At 65.7% G+C, this 16,655-nt stretch carries 11 protein-coding genes; 5 read left to right on the forward strand and 6 right to left on the reverse strand.

What is annotated here, in order from left to right:
• Window positions 1–120: 120 nt before the first annotated feature.
• Complete coding sequence (locus K1X11_RS18875; protein WP_221030716.1) at window positions 121–5,763, forward strand: hypothetical protein; 5,643 nt, start codon at window positions 121–123, stop codon at window positions 5,761–5,763.
• A 28-nt stretch (window positions 5,764–5,791) separates the two neighbouring features.
• On the opposite strand, the gene K1X11_RS18880 is transcribed toward K1X11_RS18875, so the two are convergent.
• Entirely contained in the window at window positions 5,792–7,036 is a 1,245-nt protein-coding gene (locus K1X11_RS18880) for a uracil-xanthine permease family protein (RefSeq protein WP_221030717.1), read from the reverse strand.
• A 195-nt stretch (window positions 7,037–7,231) separates the two neighbouring features.
• Between K1X11_RS18880 and K1X11_RS18885 the strand changes: the two genes are divergently transcribed.
• The gene (locus tag K1X11_RS18885) at window positions 7,232–7,738 is read left to right on the forward strand and encodes a VOC family protein (RefSeq protein WP_221030718.1); all 507 of its coding nucleotides are present in this window, start codon (window positions 7,232–7,234) and stop codon (window positions 7,736–7,738) included.
• Between the two features lie 179 nt (window positions 7,739–7,917).
• Here the strand turns inward: K1X11_RS18885 and K1X11_RS18890 are convergent, their stop codons facing one another.
• A complete protein-coding gene (locus K1X11_RS18890) occupies window positions 7,918–8,796 on the reverse strand; it encodes a transglutaminase family protein (protein ID WP_221030719.1) in 879 nt (292 codons plus the stop codon).
• A gap of 256 nt (window positions 8,797–9,052) precedes the next feature.
• Between K1X11_RS18890 and K1X11_RS18895 the strand changes: the two genes are divergently transcribed.
• A complete protein-coding gene (locus K1X11_RS18895; protein ID WP_221030720.1) occupies window positions 9,053–9,946 on the forward strand; it encodes a hypothetical protein in 894 nt (297 codons plus the stop codon).
• A 187-nt stretch (window positions 9,947–10,133) separates the two neighbouring features.
• A complete protein-coding gene (locus tag K1X11_RS18900) occupies window positions 10,134–10,286 on the forward strand; it encodes a hypothetical protein (RefSeq protein ID WP_221030721.1) in 153 nt (50 codons plus the stop codon).
• 25 nt (window positions 10,287–10,311) lie between these two features.
• Here the strand turns inward: K1X11_RS18900 and K1X11_RS18905 are convergent, their stop codons facing one another.
• On the reverse strand, window positions 10,312–11,685 hold the full coding sequence (locus K1X11_RS18905; RefSeq protein ID WP_221030722.1) for a hypothetical protein: 1,374 nt from the start codon (window positions 11,683–11,685) through the stop codon (window positions 10,312–10,314).
• A gap of 66 nt (window positions 11,686–11,751) precedes the next feature.
• Between K1X11_RS18905 and K1X11_RS18910 the strand changes: the two genes are divergently transcribed.
• The gene (locus K1X11_RS18910; RefSeq protein WP_221030723.1) at window positions 11,752–12,693 is read left to right on the forward strand and encodes a PEP-CTERM sorting domain-containing protein; all 942 of its coding nucleotides are present in this window, start codon (window positions 11,752–11,754) and stop codon (window positions 12,691–12,693) included.
• On the opposite strand, the gene K1X11_RS18915 is transcribed toward K1X11_RS18910, so the two are convergent.
• The 3 genes from K1X11_RS18915 to K1X11_RS18925 form a co-directional block, all read right to left on the reverse strand.
• Window positions 12,682–13,776 carry a PepSY-associated TM helix domain-containing protein gene (locus K1X11_RS18915; protein WP_221030724.1) on the reverse strand — a complete coding sequence of 365 codons (1,095 nt, stop codon included), beginning with the start codon at window positions 13,774–13,776 and terminating at the stop codon, window positions 12,682–12,684. The genes K1X11_RS18910 and K1X11_RS18915 overlap by 12 nt on opposite strands.
• Window positions 13,777–13,904: 128 nt before the next feature.
• Window positions 13,905–16,019 (reverse strand): TonB-dependent siderophore receptor, encoded by a 2,115-nt coding sequence (locus K1X11_RS18920; protein ID WP_221030725.1) that lies wholly within the window; start codon window positions 16,017–16,019, stop codon window positions 13,905–13,907.
• Window positions 16,020–16,133: 114 nt separating this feature from the next.
• Window positions 16,134–16,652, reverse strand: a complete 519-nt coding sequence (locus tag K1X11_RS18925; protein WP_221030726.1) for a Fur family transcriptional regulator — start codon at window positions 16,650–16,652, stop codon at window positions 16,134–16,136.
• Window positions 16,653–16,655 lie beyond the last annotated feature (3 nt).

Below are 16,655 nucleotides of genomic sequence, written 5' to 3' on the forward strand. Positions count from 1 at the left end.
CGTTCACTGCAGGAGGGGGCGGGGGGCGTCGCAAGCGAAATGGCTAGGTAGAATCACGCAATTTGCATTATGAGCTTCGCCTCCGGTCGTCTAGGGTGAAATAACTACTCCCTCGTTTCGATGCCCCAACGTTCGGTATATCTGCAGCGCCTTTTGAGGACTTCGGTGCAGGAGGTCATAGTGACCTTCGACCAGGAGTATGCTCACGCGCGCCTGCTATCGGCAGCGACGTCCGGGGCTTCCCTCGAGACTCCGGCCGCGGGTCTGGCGCTGTTTGATGGACGCGAAGCGGAGAGTCCGGATGGCGTTGGCGTGCAGGTTGAGGCCTACCGGCAGAAACATCCGGGAGTCCCGCTCTATGTGATCGGGGAGCGGCGTTTGGAACGGCCTCTCATGCAGGCGACGGGTCTGGGGCTGAGGCATTTAATCAGCACGCCGGTGACGTTCAACGAATTGGCGGCGGCGATGGTGCGAGGGTTGAAGCCGCAGTCCGGCGGCATGCCGGCGCATTGGCTGCGGCGCTCTGAACTCATTCGCTTGTTGGTCGACTACACGCGTAGTCCGGAGCGTTTTTTGGCGGTGCCGGAGCGTCGTTATCCGGCCGGGGCCGAGGGCGCAACGAAGAGTCTGCCGTCGGCGCCGCCCATGCTGGTGGAGCCGGATGCCGGGTCGAAGGTCGCGACAAAAGAGGAAGTTGCGAAGCCGGTGCAACCCGCTGCGGACGCGGGCGAAGACATGGCACCGGCGGCGGTTCCGCCACCTGAGGCCGCGATCGCCGATGGGTTGGCGCGGCTCGCCCGTCAGGAGAAGGTTGTGGCGGAGGCTGCGGCCACCTTGGCGGAGCGCGAACGCGAGTTGCAAAAAGCGCGGCAGACCTTGGTGGGCGATCAGGCTGAATGGGACGGCGAAGTGGCCGCTCTGAAGCAGGCTCGGGCGCAGCTGACAGAACAGCAGTCGGGGCACGAACGGCAGGAGGCGGATTTGGCCGCACGGGCGGCCGCGTTGGTGGAACGCGAGGAAGCGCTGGCTGCGCGTGAGGCGGAATTGGCCGGGCGCGAAGCAGCGCTGCAAAAAGCGGAAGGGGAGCGGGCGCAGGCCGCGGCGGCGTTGGATACGACGCGCGCCGAAATCGCCGCCAGCCAGGCGGAAGGCGTCGCTCAACGTGAGGGGATGCAGGTGGAGGCCGCCCAGTTACAAGCCCTGCGGCAGGAGCATCAGACCGCTCAGCAGGGATTGGAAAAACTGCGGACGGCCCTCGATGCGCGGGAGGCGGATTTGGCCGAACAAGCGCGAACGCTGGCGGCCGCCCGGGACGCGTTGGGCGAAGCCGAGGCGAACCAGCGGCAGGCGACCGAAGACGTGGCGGAGGAGCGGGCAAAGCTGACCCAGCACCGCACCGAGTTGGCCGCGCAGGCGCAGGAGCTGCAAGAGCGTAGTCAGGAAATGGATACGGAAGGGGCGGCCTTGGCCGACCGGGCGGCGACCCTGACGGCCGGCGAAATCGAACTCAAACGGGCGGAATCAGCATTGGCCGAAGCGCAAGCGGAGCACACGGCGGCAGTGAGCAAGCTCGCCGCGGCGCGGGTGGAGCAGGAACGTATTCTGGCGGAACGTGAGGCCGAACTGAAGCGGACGCAGGAGGCGTTGGCCGAAGTGCAGGCCAAACAGGAGGAGGCAGCGAAGTCGGCGAGTGAAGACCGTGCAGCGGCGGAGCAGCAGTTGGCCGAGCAACGTGAAGCGTTGGACCGGGCGCGGGCGGAGCTCGCGACGAAGGTGGGCGAGGCCGATGAAGCGCGGGTGGAGCAGGAACGCATTTTGGCGGAGCGTGAGGCCGAACTGAAGCGGACGCAGGAGGCGTTGGTCCTGGCGCAGGCCGAACAGGAAGAGGCCGCGAAGTTGGCCTGCGAGGACCGTTCAGCAACGGAACATCAGCTGGCTGAGCAGCGCGAAGCACTGAACCGGGCGCAGTTGGAGCACGCGGCTAAGGTAAGCGAAGCCGATGCAACGCGGGTGGAACAGGAACGAGCTTTAGCCGAGCGTGAGGCGAAGCTGGAGCGCGCGCGGGAAGCGCTGGCTCAAGCGCAGGCTGAGCAAGAGCAAGCGGCGAAGACGTTGGGCGAGGGTCGTGCGACGTTGGAACATCGCCTCGCCGAACATACGGCAGCCGTGCAGCGGTTGGCGGAGCAGCGCGAGGCGTTGGTCCAGGAGCGAGCAGCGCATGAAGCCGCGCTGGCCGAAGCCGAGACCGCGCGGGTGGAACAGAAACGAGCTTTGGCCGAGCGTGAAGCAGATGTGGAGCGAGTGCGGGAGACGTTGGCTCAAGCGCAGGCTGAGCAAGAGCAAGCGGCGAAGACGTTGGGCGAGGATCGTGCGACGTTGGAACATCGCCTCGCCGAACATACGGCAGCCGTGCAGCGGTTGGCGGAGCAGCGCGAGGCGTTGGTCCAGGAGCGAGCAGCGCATGAAGCCGCGCTGGCCGAAGCCGAGACCGCGCGGGTGGAACAGAAACGAGCTTTGGCCGAGCGTGAAGCAGATGTGGAGCGAGTGCGGGAGACGTTGGCCCAAGCGCAAGCTGAGCAGGAGCAAGCGGCGAAGACGTTGGGCGAGGATCGCGCGGCGTTGGATCAGCACCTCGCAGAGCACGCGGCAGTAGAGCAGCAACTTGCGGAGCAACGTGAAGCGTTGTCCCAGGAGCGAGCAGCGCATGAAGCCGCGTTGGCCGAAGCGGAAACCGCGCGGGCGGATCAGGAACGGGCTTTGGCTGAGCGTGAGGCGGAGCTGGAGCGCGCGCAGGAGACGTTGGCCCAGGCGCAAGCTGAGCAGGAGCAAGCGGCGAAGACGGCGGGCGAGGGTCGTGCGACGTTGGAACAGCACCTCGCCGAGCACGCGGCAGCCGAGAAGCAACTTGAGGAGCAACGTGAGGCGTTGGTCCATGAGCGAGCCGCGCACGAAGCCGCGTTGACTGAAGCCGAAGCCGCACGGTCGGAACGGGAACGAGCTTTGGCCGAGCGTGAGGCGGAGCTGGAGCGCGCGCGGGAGACGCTGGCTCAAGCGCAGGCTGAGCAAGAGCAAGCAGCGAAGACGTTGGGCGAGGATCGCGCGGCGTTGGAACATCGCCTTGCCGAGCATACAGCAGCCGAGCAGCGGTTGGCGGAGCAGCGGTTGGCGGAGCAGCGGTTGGCGGAGCAGCGCGAGGCGTTGGTCCAGGAGCGAGCAGCGCATGAGGCCGCGTTGACTGAAGCCGAAGCCGCACGGTCGGAGCAGGAACGAGTTTTGGCTGAGCGTGAGGCGGAGCTGAGACGCGCGCAGGAGACGTTGGCCCAGGCGCAAGCTGAGCAAGAGCAAGCGGCGAAGACGTTGGGCGAGGATCGTGCGACGTTGGAACATCGCCTTGCCGAACATACGGCAGCCGAGCAGCGGTTGGCGGAGCAGCGCGAGGCGTTAGTCCAGGAGCGAGCAGCGCATGAAGCCGCGTTGGCCGAAGCGGAACCCGCGCGGGTGGAACAGGAACGAGCTTTGGCCGAGCGTGAAGCAGATCTGGAGCGAGTGCAGGAGACGTTGGCCCAGGCGCAAGCTGAGCAGGAGGAAAAGGCGAAGACGTTGGGCGAAGACCGAGCGACGTTGGAACAGCACCTCGCCGAGCACGCGACTGCCGAGCAGCGGTTGGCGGAGCAGCGCGAGGCGTTGGTCCATGATCGAGCCGCGCACGAAGCCACGTTGACTGAAGCCGAAGCCGCACGGTCGGAGCGGGAACAATTTTTGGCCGAGCGTGAAGCAGAGCTGGAGAGATCCCGGCAAGCGCTGGCTCAGGAGCGGGCTGAGCAGGCGAAGACGGCGAATGAAGATCGTGCGGCCGCCGAGCAGCAGCTTGTCGAGCAACGCGAAGCATTGGCCCAGGCGCGCGCGGAGCATGATGCGGCGGTGGCCGAAGCCGCGAAGACAAATTCAGAACAGGCGCAAAAGCTGGCGACTCGCGAAGCCGAGTTGAAGGCGGCGCAGCAGGCGCTCGCTCAGACGCAGGCCGAACAAGCCGCGGCTGCGCAAGCGGAGTCCGACCGCAGCGCCGCGCTGGAACAACGCGAGGCCGCGCTCGCGACCGAGGTCCATCAACTCGCCGAACAACGTGAGACTTTGGCGAAAGCGCGCGCGGCGCAGGTGGCTGCCAGCGAAAAACTGGCGGAGGACCGGGAGGCCTTGATCGCGGCGCGGGCGGAGTTTGCCAGAGTCTCAGCGATCCACCAGGAGGCGGTGCGGACGTTTGCGGCGGATTGTGCGTCGTTGGCCATGACGCGATCCGACCAGCAACACGCGGCCAAGCAGCTGGCGACCGAGCGCGAGGCGTTCGTTTCGGAGCAGTCAGCCCATGCCTCGGCCGTAGCGGCGTGGCAGGCCACGCAGGCGACGCGTCGCTCCGAACTCGATCAACGTGAGACCGCACTCCGGGAACGCTCCGAAGCGCTGCGGGCGCTGGAGGTGCAAGTGGCGGCGCGACAGGCCGAGACGGCAGCCGCGACGAGCGAACAGGATTCGACCCTGGCGGCATTGGAAGCAGACCGGCAGGAGTTGGCCGCGGCCAAGGCGCAGCACGCGGCGCAAGCCACCGCGTTGGCCGACGAGCGAGCGGCACTCCAACAGATGCAAAAGGCGGCGACCGAGCGGGAGGCCGAGCTGCAGAAACGCACCGACGCGTTCCGACAGCAGGAATCCGATTTGGCGGCGGCGCGGTCCCGTTTGGACGAAGCGCTCGAGGGGCAGGCGCAGACGCAGGCCCAGCTCACGCAGGACCGCGAGGCATTGGCGCAGGCCGAGGCGAAATTGCGGGAACGAAGCGCGTCGGTGAACGCAGCCGCCGAGGGCCAGGAACGGTTGGCGGAACGTGAAGCCGCCGCCGCAGCGGAACGTTCGGCCGCTCGAGTGGCCCTCGCGGAGCAGCAGGCTGCGGTGGATCAGGCCACCCAAGCGCTGGAGTCGCGCGCGCAGACTCTGGCCGCCCAACAGGATTCCTTGGCCGAAAAGAGTCGTCAGATCGACGCGCGGGCCGCGGCGCTGCAGACGGCGGAGGCGGCGTTGGCGGAACAACGCGCGGCCGTGGCGACGCGGGGGGTGGAGTTGGCGAGTCAGGCCGAATCGCTTTCCGGGCGTGAGCAGGAGCTCGCCGAACGTCGCGAAACTTTGGATACGCGGGATCAGGCCAGCGTCGACGCGACTGCGGCGCTGCACCAGGGAGAGGAAAAACTGCGCCAACGGGAGGCCCGGTTGCAGGAAGCCGAGGCGCGGGTGGCGGAGCTGGCCCAGCAGGAGGAGCGGGCTGCACGGCAGGAGGAACGTTTGCGCCGCCAGCAGCAGGAGCTGGAGCGGAGGGAGGCGGCGTTGACTGCACGAGAGGTTGCGTTGCGGGAGCAGGAGGCCGCCGCCGAAGCGGCGCCCGTGCCGTCATCGGCGATCGTGAAAGTGAGCGAGGCCGAGGTGGCCGAACTGCGCCGGCGCGAGCATGCTCTGGCCGAGCGGGAGCGCCGCCTGCAGGCCCAGGAGCGCGAAGTGAAGCAGATTCAATCGCAACTTACCTTGCAGCAGACGATGTCGCCGGAAACGGCGGGGGATGCCCAGGCTCGGCAGCTGGCCTTGGCCGAGCAGGCTCGGAAGTTGGAGGAGCGGCGTGCCGGGTTGGCGGAGCGGGAGAAAACGCTCAGCCGGATCGAGATCGAATTGGCCAAGGCACGAGTCAAACTCGCCGCGCGCGAGCGGCAGTTGGGAAGTGACTGAGCCGGAGCGGGCAGGACCGGATTCAAGATTATAAGATTGACCCCTTAGGCTCGGGGAGGACGAGGTTGAGGAGGATGCCGGTGAGAGCGCCGAGACCGATGCCGCTGAAGCTGACGCCGCCGAGATTGAGGGTCATGCCGCCGATGGCGAAGACGAGGATGAGCGCCACCACGATGAGGTTGCGGGGCTGGCTGAGGTCGACCTTGGCATGGATGAGCGTCTGCATGCCGATGGCCGCAATGGTGCCGAAGAGTAGCAGCAGGATGCCGCCCATGACCGGCACCGGCACAGTGGCAAGCAAGCCACCGAGTTTGCCGCAAAAGGCGAGCGCCACGGCAAAGAGTGCCGCCCAAGTCATGATGGCCGGATTGAAGGCGCGGGTGACGGTGACCGCTCCCGTGACCTCCGAATAGGTGGTGTTGGGCGGACCGCCGAAACACCCAGCCAGCATGGTGGCGAGGCCGTCGCCCAGCAGGGTGCGATGCAGGCCGGGTTTCTCCAGGTAGTCGGTCCCGGTGACGCGGCTGATGGTGAGCATGTCGCCGATGTGTTCGACCGCCGGCGCCAGCGCGATGGGCAGGATGAAGAGGATGGCTTCGGCGTTAAACTGCGGCCACACGAAGTCGGGCACGGCGAGCCAAGGCGCGGAGCCGACGGCCTCGAAGCTCACGTGACCGAGCACGAGGGCGGTGGCGTAGCCGGCGGCGATGCCACTGAGGATGGCGAGCAGTTTCCAGAGGCCGCGGGCGAGCAGGGTCATCAGGATCGTCACCGTGAGCGAAATGCCCGCGAGCCAGAGCGAAGGGGTGGCGGGCACGAGTTGAGTGGCGCCGTCGCTGGTGCGGCCCATGGCCATGTTGGCGGCGACGGGGGCGAGCATCAGGCCGATGCTCATGATGACGGGACCCACCACGATGGGCGGCAGGTAGCGGTGCAGGATGCGCGTGCCGAAGCGTTTGATGGCGAGGCTGAGCACGACGTAGAGCAGACCCGCGGCGATGAGGCCGGACAGCGTGCCGGGTATGCCCCAAGTTGCGACGCCATGCGAGATGGGCGCGATGAAGGCGAAGGACGACGCCAGGAAAATGGGCGGCACGGCGCGGCGGGTGATGAGCTGAAACAGCAGGGTGCCGGCGCCGGCGGTGAACAGGGCGACGTTGGGGTTGAGCCCCGTGAGCAAGGGCACGAGGACGAGGGCGCCAAAGGCGACCATGAGGAATTGCAGGCCGATCAGGGCATCGGCGGGGCGGAAGCGGTAGTCCGTCGCACTCATGGGCAGCGACGCTGGGTGGCGGCTGAGGGAGCGGCAAGCCGAGGGACCGTTTCGCCGCAAAAATGGCAAAGGGTGCGCGTTGCGTTTGGCGCGAAACGTTTGGGCCATGACGCGGCCGGGGACGTCCGCGTCCACCTTACCAGCACGATGTGTCGCGCATTGCGTTTTGCGTGATTTCGCATCCGTTGGCGGCAAATGACTACAGAGAATGATCGTCCGATCGCGGCCGGGGTAACCGTGGGCCACGTGCATCTGAAGGTGGCCGACTTGGAGCGGGCCCTCGGCTTTTATTGCGGAGTGCTGGGCTTCCAGTTGATGCAGCGCTACGGCACGCAGGCGGCGTTTGTGTCGGCCGGGGGTTACCACCATCATATCGGGCTCAACACGTGGGAGAGCGCCCACGGATCCCCGCCGCCGCGCGGCAGCACGGGGCTTTACCACTTGGCGCTGCTTTATCCGACGCGAGCTGATCTGGCCGATGCGCTGTTGCGTTTGCAACGCGGTGGCGTGGAGCTCGACGGCGCGGCTGATCACGGCGTGAGTGAGGCGCTTTACCTGCGTGATCCCGATGGCAACGGCGTCGAGCTGTATTGGGATCGTCCGAGAGACGAATGGCCCTTGGACGATGCGGGCCAGCTGGCCATGTATACGCGTGCCCTCGATTTGCGCGGTCTGCTGGCCGAGCTGCGGGCGGAGGATTGAGCAGGTCTTTCTGATCTGCGCCGAGAGGCAGGTGGGAGCGGCCGACACGGCCGCTGCTACATCGGATGGGTTGCCCGCGTTTGGGTTGCGGGGACGCAACCGAGGTCACCGACCTCGGCTACAGCGCGGTGCATTGTTGTAGCCGGGGGCGTCGACCCCGGACTTGCGTGGGGGCGGACTTAGTTGCTGCCGCCGTTGCTTGTGACGCTGACGTCGACCTCCAGGGTTGAGGTCACGTTGGGGTCTTCGCTGGCGAAGCCGCCCGCGACGGGCGGCAGGGTTTCCGGGTCGCGGCCGACGGCGACGGCGATGTGTTTGGGGCCGGTGACGACGCCGCCGGTGCTGTCGAAGCCCTTCCAACCGGCGCCGGGCAGGAAAACTTCTGTCCAGGCGTGGGTGGCGCCCATAGCGGCCGGGATGTCCTCGGTGGAGGCGTAGCCACTCACGAAGCGGGCGGGCAGGCCGAGGTAGCGGCAGGCCTCGATCATGAGTGTGGCAAAGTCGCGGCAGGAGCCGGATTGTTTGGCCAAGGTTTTGGCCGGGCGTTGCACGCCGGGTTCCTCGCGGGCGGCGTAGGTGAAGGTGTCGGCGATGGTGCGGTTGAGGCGATCGAGCAGGGCGTAGGTTTCGACGGTCTGGCCGGTGGGGGCGAACTGTTTGGCCCATTCGCCGACGACCTTTTGATCGGCGTTGAAGACCGGCGTGAGGTAGGGGGTGAGGTCGATGCGTTCGGCCGGGTCGAGCACGAAAGGGTAGTTTACGGCCCGGTCTTCGACGATGAAATCGAGGGGTTTGATGTCGTAGTGTTCCACCTGCACCTCGCTACGGAGGGTGAGGTGATCGGTGGGCGTGTCCGTGAACGTGACGGAGGCGACCGAGTTGTTATGCACGTCGCGCGACCAGGTGATTTTGGCCGGGGTCGGGTCGATCTCGAGGCTGGAGCTGGTGATGCGCAGGTCGTGACCCACGCGTGGTCGCAGGAGCAAGCGGTGACCGCCGAGGCGGACAGGGCTCGAGTAGCGGTAGGACGTGGTGTGACGGATGACGAGGGGAGTCATGGCAAGGAGGTTTGCCCGCACGTAGACACCAGACCGGCAGCGCACGCAAGCGGCGGGGGAAGGTGGGTCGCTTGATTCGCGCCTCATCAAGCGTTTCCTTTCGCGGATGCGTTTTAGCGCTGTGTCGCAAGGAGGGCGGGTGATGGGAGACGGCGGTTGAAGTTCTCAACTCGTCAATGGTGGTATCGACGAGCAGGATGCGGACGCTTCCTGCGACTGGCCCTCGGCACTTAGCGCTGCTTTCCCGAATTTCGGCATGAATCTCGCCATGCTTTTCCCCAAAAAACGCCGCGCCAGACCGTCGCTTCCGAACTCTGCAAGGCTCGGTCCCCGCGCTAACGGATCGGGCAAAGAGATGGGATCCGCCTTCGCTAAACCTGCCGCTTTGAGAAACCATCGAACGCTCATTCTATTTCTACTCGCTTGCCTCTGGCTGGTCTCGGTTGGTCTGCGCGCTGATTCGAGAAGCGAAACCCTGGCAAACCTCGCCGAAGCGGCGGCTCGAGAACAATACGCCGGCTTACTGGAGGCAGAAGCAATGCGGATGGGCGTGATCGGAAATGGTGCGATTGGTCGTGAGCATTTTCGGAATGCCGCCAACCACTATCGATCCGCGCTGGCATTTGTGAAGGCCAACGGCTTGGAGGAAGCGCCGGAAGCCGAAATCGCGAAGGTGCTCAGTGCGCTCTATACCCGTATCGCTTGGTTTTCATTCAAGACCAATATGGACCGTTACCTGGCGATCGACAGCGCGGCGATGGTCGAGAAGGCGCTCGAGTGGGATGCCGAAAATGCCTTGGCACTCTGGGCTTCCGTGGAAATCAGGATCGGTGCAGAAGGCGCCCATGCCGTCCTGGATTCGGAGTTTGCGATGACAAGGATTCAGCGGGCGTTGGAAATCAAACCTGCGTTTCCGGAAGCGCTGTTGCTACTAAACAGATTTAACGGGCGGCGGGATGATCGGAATGCCGCGCAGATCGCCTTGGATAGGTTCCTGGACTGTTTGGAGGGTTTCTCGCCCGAACTGTCGTTCTATGACACGGCCTATCCGGCCGTCGGTCACATGATATTGATCGCCGAGAACACCGTGTTGGAACGAAAGAACTACCGCAACGACGACGAACGATTCGCGTTGAGATGGACGAACTGAAGAGGTCTTAGGGAGACGCTTTCCAAACGGGCGGGGCGGTCGGGGATCACCGCGTTGGCGGGACCGGCGTTGGTGGTGCGACGTGACTGCCCCAGTATTTTAGCAGCGATGAAAACCGAATTGGAGGAGCGGGGTCAGCGCAGGCAGCGAGTGCTTCAAATTCCTGAACACCATCGCATTTCATCCTATGAACTTACTCCTCGTTGTCCTCTTGCTCCTCCTGCTGTTTGGCGGTGGTGGTTTTTATGTCGGTGGTCCGGCGATCGGCGGCAGTGGCCTCGGGCTGGTGCTGCTGATCGTGCTCATCATCTATCTGATGGGCGGCTTCAAAACGAAGTGACTGTGGCGCGCTCACGCGCCCGGGACTAACCGGTGGTCAGGCCGGCCACGATCGCGCCGTCGCGGTTGGGGCCGGGTGGGACACATACCACGGTGAGGCCGTCGGCGGCGCGAAACCATGAGGCCCGCGAACGTTGGCGAGAGGACGTCTGATGGCGGCGCCACCATTGGCTGACCTGCTGGTGCAGCCTGGCATCGGGCTGCGGCGCGAGGGGCGCCAGGTGCGCGCTGAGTTCGCGTTGAAAGGTCGCGGTGCCGGTGGGCAGGTCGGCGAGCGGCAGGATGCGCAGGTGACGTGACGTGCGGTGCGAGGTTGGCGGTCCCAGATGCAGGGACGCGGCGTTGCGCAGGTGAGGGGCCAGCCAAGCGAGCGCGCGGCGGTCTTGCTCGGTGAAGCTGCGTTGTTCGCGAATGGTGCAGGCGTTGAGCATCCGACCATCAGCGAGTCGCCAGTCGGAGCCGAGGGCATCGCCCATTTGCAGATGAGGTCGCGCGGCGCGATACATGGCGCGTTCGCGCCAAGCGGTGGCGCTGAGCACCTCGGAGATGCTGTGCACCTGACCCTGACAGCGATAGATGAGTGGGTGGCTGTCGGCGGTGCTCATGGTGCTAAGCAGAAATGAATCACCATCGGTTCCGCCGCTGTGGGCGTAGTCGAACTCCTGTTGGCGGGAAGAGGTAAATGCGAGGTGGAGGGCGCCGGGCACGAGGTCGGCGAGGGAGTGAGTGGTGGCCTGCAACCAACCGTGTTGCACCGCATCTCGGTAGAAACGTGCCACGGCGTCGTTGAGATCGATGGTGGGACGCGCGGGTCGGGGTGGGGACGCGGGAGCGGGGCGAACGGCGGGCGACCATGCGGTGGCGAGTTCGTCGGCGACGGCGTTGAGGCGGGCGGCGTCGCGGCAAGGTTGGCCGTCGAGGTGAACCTGCACCTGATGCGGCGGGAGCTGGTGGGCGCGAAAACCGACGGCGTGGCGCACCGCGCCACCGGGGTCGCGACCGGCGGTGTTGAGCTCGAGCAGGTTTTTGAGGTGGCAGTGGCCGCGATGGTCGGAGAAGGCGGTGGCGGCACTGCTGCGCTCGGGGTGTTCGAGCAGGTTGGCCAAGGTGCGGGCGGGGGTGCCGCGACCGCCTTGCACGGTGGCCCAGGTGTCGGAGGTGGCGGCGTGACGCAGGACCAACAGCACGATCGCTTTCATGGCGCGGGTCCAGGTGAGCGCGGTGGCGAGGCGCCCGTAGCGATCACCTCGATGGGCGTGCTTGGCGGGGGCGGTGACATCGCAGCGGAAGCGCCACTGGTCGAGTTCCCAACCGTGGTCGCCGCTGACAAGAAACACTTCAAGGTGGCAGCCGTCCTCCATTGGGGCGCGGAGCGTTAAAAGGTCCGGGGACAGCGACAAGGGCAAAGCTCCGGAAAACACCGCCGGAAGCGTCGTGCGTGCATCGATGGTAGGGTGAGCACGATCATGTTGAGTCGACTCCTCATCACCTCCGTCACCGATTTTCGGGTTGTTCTGCTGACCGGCCTGCTGGCCCTCGCTCCGGTCGGGCTCTCCGCGCAGTTTGCGAGCTCGGTGGAAATCAACAATCGCCTCTCAGCGGCCGAGGCCTTGGACACCGGCACCGCCGGAGCCTCGGCATCCGTGGATTATGCCAGTGGGGCCATGACCGTGCAGGCGGGTGGCACCGTGACGGCGAGCTACGGGGTGACGCACACCGAGGCCTATTTCACCAAAAACTCGACGACGGGTTTTGGCACGGACCTGACTGGCTCGACCGCCACGCAGACGGCCTTTACCGACACCCTGCGTATCGATCCGGCGAACCCGGCGGAGATCGGCACGGCGGTGCGCGTGCAGGTGGTGCTGGAGATGACCGGCACGGCGGGCTACTCGGGCATCGATGGCACCAGCGGCCGTTACACGATCTACAGCAGCTTGAGTATCGGTGAAGTGGATACCGAGGACGACAGCACCTTTGCGGTGACCACGCTCTCGAACAATGCCGGCACGACGGTCAACTCCAGCGGTGACATTCAGGCACAGAGTTATCCGGCCTCGCCGACGTCGACCTTTGGTTACCTTTACCTGAATCTCGGTGAGACCATCACCTTTCGCGGCACGCAAATTCTGACTACGCAGGTCACGCGATCGACGAGCGGGCAACGCGCGGGCGGCGGCGTGACGGCGGATCTGGATGGGACGTTTTCGTTTCAGGCGCTGCTGGACGACAGCCTGCAGCTGGACGTGGAGAACTACACTTTCGTGACCGGCTCGGGCACGGACTATTTCAATCTGTCGGCCGTGCCGGAGCCGTCGACTTACGCGGCACTGGCGGGCCTCGGGTGCCTCGGTTTTGCTTGGTGGCGCCGCCGTCGCGGCGGACTTGCTGCAGGGTCAAACGACTGAGGTCGGCGAACGCGGTTGTTTGCGGCGGCGATGAAACCAGATCAGCGCGCCGCTGAGGGTGAGGGCGCCGGGGGCGAGGCCGGCGAGGCACCAGAGGATCTTGGAAACGAGTCCGCCGAAGTCGCCGAAGTGGAGTGGCTCAAAGCTGTCGACGACGCGCGCCCAGAGTCCGGCGTTGCGCAGGTCTTTCTCGTAGTTGATTTCCAATGACGCGGCATCGAGCCAGAGCGTGCTGCCGTAGCGACTGCGCAAGGCCGCGCCGGGTTCGGTCTGGCCGAAGACGTAGAACTGTTGGTCCTCGGCGGTGGGCAGGTAGACGTAGTTGAAGGCGTAGCCCGGCCACTGGGATTCGGCCAAGGCGGGCAGCTCATCGACGCGATCGAGGCGACCTTCGTAGGTCGTCCAGACCTCCGCTTCCTCGTGGTCGTGACTCATTTCCTCGATGACGTGGGCGATGTTCCAGTAGGCGCCGGTGAAGCCGAGCAGCAGGTTGAAAGGCAGTGAGGCGATGCCGACGGCCTTGTGCACGTCGGACGAGAAGAGGCGCCAGCTCTGGCCCCAGCGCAGGCGGAAGACGGTTTTGAAAAACGCACGATGCAGGTAGAGGCCGGAGAGGCTGAGGAAGATGAAAATGATCGCCAGCAGAGCGGTGAGCACGAGACCCACGTGGTCGGCGAAGAAGGTGTAGTGCAGGTCGACGAACCAGCCGTAGATCGTGTCGTGTGTGGCGACTGGCGTCGCCGTGCCGAGTGTGCCGGTGGCAGGATCGACCGTCACGATGTGCCAGTCGTTCGAGTCGGCGTGGGGCGTGAGGTAGGCGACGTCACGGCGTTCGTCGCCGTGGTAGAGCAACCAGCCGCGCACCCAGAAGTCGGGCTGGGCGGTCTCGACCGTGGTGATGAGTTGCGAGAGCGGCAGGCGTGGAGCGTCGACCGGCGATTCGCGCAGGACACGGTCGGGTTGCAGGGCGCGGGTGATCTCGTGGTGAAACACGAGCACGCTGCCGGTGAGGCCGATGAGGACGAGGCCCAGCCCGGCGAAGAGGCCGAGCCAGGAGTGCAGTTGCCAGAGGCGTTTACGCATGGAGCGGGCAGGACGAGTTTTTAACCACGGATGGACACGGATGGGCTTCACTACCGTTCAGCTTCCAATCCCGCCATCCAGCTGCGGTGCGTAGGCGGTAGCCGAAGCCTTTCGTGTCCATTCGTGGTTTAGAACTTGTAGTCGAAGGCGACGGAGAATTGGCGGGGGGCGCCGTAGATGGCGCCGTATTGGACGGTGCGCAGGTATTTCTCGTCGGTGACGTTGTCGACGTTGAGCCGGACGGTGGCCTTGCGGTTCAGTTCGTAGGCGGCGAAGGCGTTGACGAGCAGGTAGGAATCCTGACGGGCGCCGCCGTCTCTGGAGACGTCGGATTGCCAACGGAGGCCGGCGCCGAATTTGAGCTGCGGCAGTGCGGCGAGGCGGGTGTCGGCGCGCAGGCTCACGATGGTGCGCGGGATCCATTCGTAGATGTCGTTGCCGTCCGGGCCGGTGAGTTCCATGCGGGTGATGCCGGCGGTGAGGTGAGTGCGCTCGCCAATGCGACCGGTTGCTTCGAACTCAAAGCCGCGTGAGCGCACGTCCCGCGGTTCGTAGTAGGATTGTTGGGCGACGGGATCGAAGCCGGCTTCGGTGGCGAGGCCTTGTTGTTCGGCGTCGAAGTAGGCGGCGGTGGTGAGGAGGCGGCGGTTGAGCCACTCGGCTTTGAGGCCGACCTCGAAGTTGACGCCCTTCATCGGGGCGAGAAAGGCACCGTTGATGTCGCGCTGATCCTGCGCCTGGAAGATGTCGGAGTAGGAGGCGTAGGCCAGGACGTGGTCGGTGAGGTCGTAAGTGAGGCCGGCATAGGGGCTGACTTTTTCGGTGGTCTCGTTGTCGAGGTTGACGCCGCCGCCGTAGATGGAGGTGCCGTCGCGCTCGAGCTTAATGGCGTTGATGCCGCCGATGGCTTTCAAGCGGTCGCTGAGAGCGAGGCGGGTGGCGGCGTAGAAGCGCAGGAGGGACTGGTCGCCGTCGCTGCCGACGTAGGTGTCGCCCCAGACGGGCTCGGGGAAGATGTCACCGGCGTAGGGGAAGGCGGGCAGGGTGGTGTCGGCCGAGCTGACGATGTTGTAGGCGTCGGTATAGGTGTCCTGCTGCGAATAACTGAGGCCGGCGATGACCTCGTGGCGGCGGTCGAAGGCGTCGAAACGGCCGGTGAGGCTGGCGTCGACGATGTTGGCGCTCGACTCGGAGTCGCTGCGGTAGGGCCAGCCGACGAGGCCGGTGTAGTCGTTGTTGAGGGCGCCGGTGAAGGTGTAGGCGTAGAAGAGTTTCACGGCCTCGTCGCCGGAGCGGTGGTTGTAGGTGAGCTTGGCTTCCCAGTCGTCGGAGAAGGCGTGGGCATACTCCACGAAGGCGTTGAGGGCGCTCAGCTCCCAGCGGGTCCAGTCCTGCGACGTGGAGGCGGAGGGGTCGAATTCGGCCTGGGTGCCATCGGCGAGCAGGAGGGTGAGTGAACCCCACATGGGCGACTGTTGCAGCGACTCGGTGTAGGAGAAGCCGGCGGTGAGCACGCCGGAGGCGCCGACCTGGCCTTCAACGACGCCATAGACGGTGGTGCGGCGGTCCTGGAGGGCGCGGAGGTAGGAGTCGGTGTCTTCGTGGGCGACGACGAAACGGGCGGCCCAGGAACCGGAGTCGGTGAGGACCTGGTTGTAGTCGAGGGTGGCGCGCAAGAGATCGTGGGAGCCGGCGCGGAGGCTGAACTCGCCGCCGTTGGTATTGGTGGGGCGCTTGCGCACGTAGTTGATGGTGCCGGAAGCGTTGCCCACGCCGGTGAGCAGACCGTTGGCGCCGCGGATGAGTTCGATGCGGTCGAACAGGTAGGTGTCCTGCTGGCCGACGACCAGGCCCCAGTCGTTGGTCATGCCGAGGCCGTCGACCTGCGTGAGCATGATGTCGAAGCCGCGGGAACTGTAGGACGTGCGGCTGGTTTCCCATTGGTCGACGGTGATGCCGGTGCCGAGGCGCAGGGCGTCGTGCGTGCCGGTGGTGGCGAAATCGCGCATGGCTTCCTGGTCGATCGTGCTGATCGACTGCGGCGTCTCCTTGAGCGTGAGCGGCAGATTGGTCGCGCCTTGGGAGGTGCGGTATTCACGCTTGGCGGTGACGGTGAGCTCGCTGAGCGAGAGGGTGTCGGCGTCGGGGAGCGTTTGCGCGTGGGCGTTTGCGGCCAAGGCGAGGGCGAGGAGCCCCGCGCCGAAGCGGAGGAATTGGGACGGAGAAACGGCAGTGATGTTCATTGCGGTGTAGTTTCGGAAATCGGACTCAGTGGAAGATAGTGGCGGAAAAGGAGGAGCGGGCGGTCCGGAGTCAGCGCATCGGAGCCGGCCGCGGTCGGCGGATGGGTGGGGCGACTAGGCCTTGGCGTTGCTGCGGCGGTCGGAGCGGTCGCAGTGGCCGGTGTCACGCAGCGACTGGCAGTCGGCCTCGATGCGCAGGTCGAGTTTGCGCGGATTGAACCCTGCTTGCCGCACGCCGAACGTTTCGCGCATGGCCAGACAGGGAGCGTGGAGAGGATGCAGTTCTCCACAGTCGCGGCAGACGACGGTGACGGCGCTGGCGAGCGTCCCGGCGCGTTCCGGGGGCACGACGGCGTAGCAGCGTTCGTCGTGGGTGCCGCGGCTCTCATGGAGCAGGCCGAAACGACTGAGGTCGCCAAGGGTGCGGTAAATGGAGGCGAGGGAGATGCCGCGATCGACGGCGCGCACCAGCGGCAGGAGTTGATCGGCGGTGAAAAGGACGTCGCGCACGGCCACGACCTGACAGATGATCGTGCGCACGTGGGTGATGCGCTGACCGGCGCGCTGCCAGTGTTGGGCGGCCGCGGTGACGAAGGCGTTGTTGGCTGAGGCGACTGGAATGGAGTCGGACACGAC

The sequence above is a fragment of the Actomonas aquatica genome, from assembly GCF_019679435.2.
GTDB classification, from domain to species: Bacteria; Verrucomicrobiota; Verrucomicrobiia; order Opitutales; family Opitutaceae; genus Actomonas; species Actomonas aquatica.

What these genes read in the sequence shown, in the direction of transcription:
- K1X11_RS18885 (WP_221030718.1), top strand. Translation starts at nt 7,232, where the DNA reads ATGACTACAGAGAATGATCGTCCGATCGCGGCCGGGGTAACCGTGGGC.
- K1X11_RS18895 (WP_221030720.1), top strand. Translation starts at nt 9,053, where the DNA reads ATGAATCTCGCCATGCTTTTCCCCAAAAAACGCCGCGCCAGACCGTCG.
- K1X11_RS18900 (WP_221030721.1), top strand. Translation starts at nt 10,134, where the DNA reads ATGAACTTACTCCTCGTTGTCCTCTTGCTCCTCCTGCTGTTTGGCGGT.
- K1X11_RS18915 (WP_221030724.1), bottom strand. Translation starts at nt 13,776, where the DNA reads ATGCGTAAACGCCTCTGGCAACTGCACTCCTGGCTCGGCCTCTTCGCC.
- K1X11_RS18880 (WP_221030717.1), bottom strand. Translation starts at nt 7,036, where the DNA reads ATGAGTGCGACGGACTACCGCTTCCGCCCCGCCGATGCCCTGATCGGC.
- K1X11_RS18910 (WP_221030723.1), top strand. Translation starts at nt 11,752, where the DNA reads ATGTTGAGTCGACTCCTCATCACCTCCGTCACCGATTTTCGGGTTGTT.
- K1X11_RS18875 (WP_221030716.1), top strand. Translation starts at nt 121, where the DNA reads ATGCCCCAACGTTCGGTATATCTGCAGCGCCTTTTGAGGACTTCGGTG.
- K1X11_RS18920 (WP_221030725.1), bottom strand. Translation starts at nt 16,019, where the DNA reads ATGAACATCACTGCCGTTTCTCCGTCCCAATTCCTCCGCTTCGGCGCG.
- K1X11_RS18890 (WP_221030719.1), bottom strand. Translation starts at nt 8,796, where the DNA reads ATGACTCCCCTCGTCATCCGTCACACCACGTCCTACCGCTACTCGAGC.